Annotated in this window: 2 protein-coding genes; both read left to right on the forward strand. The window is 76.5% G+C overall.

The genetic code is table 11. The annotated features are described in order from the left end of the window. The first annotated feature begins 986 nt into the window (after window positions 1-986). Window positions 987-2,243, forward strand: a complete 1,257-nt coding sequence (locus ABD317_RS35245; RefSeq protein WP_344295790.1) for a cystathionine gamma-lyase — start codon at window positions 987-989, stop codon at window positions 2,241-2,243. A 115-nt stretch (window positions 2,244-2,358) separates the two neighbouring features. Further along, on the forward strand, window positions 2,359-3,042 hold the full coding sequence (locus ABD317_RS35250) for a WGxxGxxG family protein (protein WP_344295792.1): 684 nt from the start codon (window positions 2,359-2,361) through the stop codon (window positions 3,040-3,042). The last annotated feature ends 61 nt before the right edge of the window (window positions 3,043-3,103 follow it).

Genomic DNA, 3,103 nt, shown 5'->3' on the forward strand with positions numbered 1-3,103 from the left:
AGTCGGATCGTAGCCATGTCGTTCTGTGAGCCAAGGAGTTGGTAGAATGTTTTGTTTCCTAAGACCGCTTGGCCTCCGACTTGCGGCGGCGACATCTCCGCCGCGCACCGCCTCGAACTCGCCGACGGCCGCCGCGTCTTCGCCAAGACCCGCGCCGGCGCGCCCGCCGACTTCTTCGCCGCCGAGGCGCACGGCCTGCGCCTCCTCGCGGACACCGGCACCGTCCCCGTCCCCGCCGTCCTCGGCGAGGAGCCCGGGCTGATCCTGCTGGAGTGGATCGAGCCCGGCCCCGCGACCCCCGCGCAGGCGGAGCGGCTCGGCCGCGACCTCGCCGCCCTGCACGACACCCCCGCGGACGCCTACGGCACCCCCTGGCCCGCGTACATCGGCTCGCTGCCGCTGCCGCCCCCCGGCGACACCGGCGCCCGGAACACCCCGGACATCCCGGGCACCCCGGACGCCCCGGACGCCCTCGGACCGGCCGCGGAAACACCGCCTGAGCACGCCGAACATGCGCCCGCCTCCCCCGATGACTGGCCCGGCTTCTACGCCGGGCAGCGGCTGCTTCCCTTTCTACGCCTCGCCACCGACAACGGCGCCCTCACGCCCGCCGACGCCCGTGCCGTCGAGCGCCTCTGCGCCGTGATCGACCAGGTCACCGGCCCGCCGCAGCCGCCCGCCGTCATCCACGGCGACCTGTGGTCGGGCAACGTGCAGTGGGCCGCCGACGACCGCGCGTACGTCATCGACCCCGCCGCGCAGGGCGGCCACCCCGAGATGGACCTGGCGTTCCTGGAGCTGTTCGGCTGCCCGCAGCTCGGGCGGCTGCTCGGGGCGTACGAGGAGGTACGCCCGCTGCCCGGCCGGCGCGGCCGGGTGCCGCTGTACCAGTTGCACCATCTGCTCGTGCACGCCGCGCTCTTCGGCGCCGCCTACGGCGCGCAGTGCGGGGCGGCGGCGCGCGCGGCCCTGGAAGGAGCCGACCGGTGACGCACCCCGACGACACGCCGAACGCTCCGGACGCCACCGGCGCCCCCGCACCCGCCGACGGCACCCGCGTCGTACGCGCCGGCCTCCCCGCCCCCGAACCGTACGAACCCGCCCTCCCCGGCCCCGTCTTCGCCGCCCACTACCACCTCCCCGGCGACGTCACCGACGCGCCGTACGACTACGGCCGCGACGCCAACCCCACCTGGACCCGCCTCGAAGCCGCCCTCGCCGAGCTGGAGTCGCCCGGCGCCCCCGCCGAGGCGGTGGCCTTCGCCTCCGGCATGGCCGCGATCACCGCCGTCCTCATGGCCGTCCCGGGACCGCCCCGGCCCGACAAGCACCGGCCCGACGGGCCCGACGGGTCCCGCCCCGGCCCCGTCGTCCTCCCCTCCGACGGCTACAACCTCGTCCCCGGCGGCCTGCGCGCCCTCCTCGAAGAGCACGGCACCGAGGTACGCACCGCCCCCACCGCCGGCGGCGCGCAGGCCGAACTCCTCGACGGCGCCCGCCTGCTCTGGCTGGAGAGCCCGTCCAACCCGGGCCTCGACGTGTGCGACATCCGCCGCCTCGCCGACGCCGCGCACACCGCCGGCGCCCTCGTCGCCGTCGACAACACCCTGCCCACCCCCCTCGGCCAGCGCCCCCTGGAACTCGGCGCCGACCTCTCCGTCGCCAGCGGCACCAAGGCGCTCACCGGCCACGGCGACGTCCTCCTCGGCTACGCCGTCACCCGCGACCCCGCGCTCGCCCGCCGGCTGCGCACCTGGCGCAAGACCGCGGGCGCGATCCCCGGTCCGATGGAGGCGTGGCTCGCGCACCGGTCGCTGGCCACCCTGGAGCTGCGCACCGCGCGCCAGGCGGCCAACGCCCTGGCCGTCGCGGAGGCGCTGCGCGCGACGCCCGGAGTGGCGGACGTACGCCACCCCGGGCTGCCGTCCGACCCGGCGCACGCGCTCGCCGCGCGCCAGATGCGCGCCGGGCGCTACGGGTGCGTGGTGGCGTTCACGCTGCCGGACCGGGCCGCGGCGGAGCGGTTCCTCGGCGCGGCGCGGCTGGTCGACGAGGCGACGAGCTTCGGCGGCGTGCGCTCGACCGCGGAGCGGCGCGGGCGCTGGGGCGGGGACGCGGTGCCGGAGGGCTTCGTCAGGTTCTCCGCGGGCGTCGAGGACACCGCGGATCTCGTCGCTGACCTGCGCGAAGCACTGGCGTACGCGCTCGGCCGCGGAAGCAACGGAAGCCGCAAAAAGGGATAAAACTCGCGTAAAGCAGCAATGCGTGGGTTCATGGTGTGTGGGGGAGCCGCGGGCACGCGGGTGGAGAGCCGCGTTCGAGACGCCCGTCGGAACAGCTCTCAAGGGAGATCACACCATGCGTAAGATCGCCGCAACACTGGGCGCGGCCGCGATACTCGCCTTGGCCCCCCTGACCGGCGCGAGCGCGCAGACCGCCGCCACCCCGGCGGACAGCCCCCAGAGCACGGTCCAGCAGGAGCAGGGCCCGCGCGGCCCGAAGGGCGACAACGCGAGCAACTGGGGCTGGCTGGGCCTCGCGGGCCTGCTCGGCCTCGCCGGGCTGGCGAAGAAGTCCGGGAGGGCCGAGTCGACCGGCAGGCGCGACGCCACCCACCGCGCCGCCCAGACCACGGGCACCCGCCGCGGCTACGGTACGGACCGCGGCCGCGGCGCGAACGCCGCCGGCGACGACATGCCCGGCGCGAGCGGCGGCAAGCACGACATGCCCGGCGGCACATCCGGTTCGTCCGGCATGAAGCGCGGCTCCTCCGACACGGGGCACGGCACCTCCGACATGCCCGGCGGCACGTCCGCGTCCCGTACGTCCGACACATCCGGTACGTCCGACACGTCCAGTGCCTCCGGCGGCCAGGCCGGCCGCAGCACCCGCACCGGCCACAGCGACCTCACCGGCGGCACCGCGCACGAGAGCAGGCCCGGCACCGACCGCAGCGGCACCACCCACCGGGTCTACGACACGGACGACCCCGCGCACCGCGGCAACCGCGGCACCGGCGGCGACGACGACAAGCGGCGGTGACACCCCCGCGGCGCCGCGCCCCGGGCGGCAGCCCCGGACGCCCGGCGCCCGCGTGCCGGCC

This window comes from Streptomyces synnematoformans (assembly GCF_039531005.1).
In the GTDB taxonomy this organism is placed as follows: Bacteria; Actinomycetota; Actinomycetes; order Streptomycetales; family Streptomycetaceae; genus Streptomyces; species Streptomyces synnematoformans.

Coding starts and splice junctions, on each gene's coding strand:
- ABD317_RS35250 (WP_344295792.1), top strand. CDS start 2,359: ATGCGTAAGATCGCCGCAACACTGGGCGCGGCCGCGATACTCGCCTTG.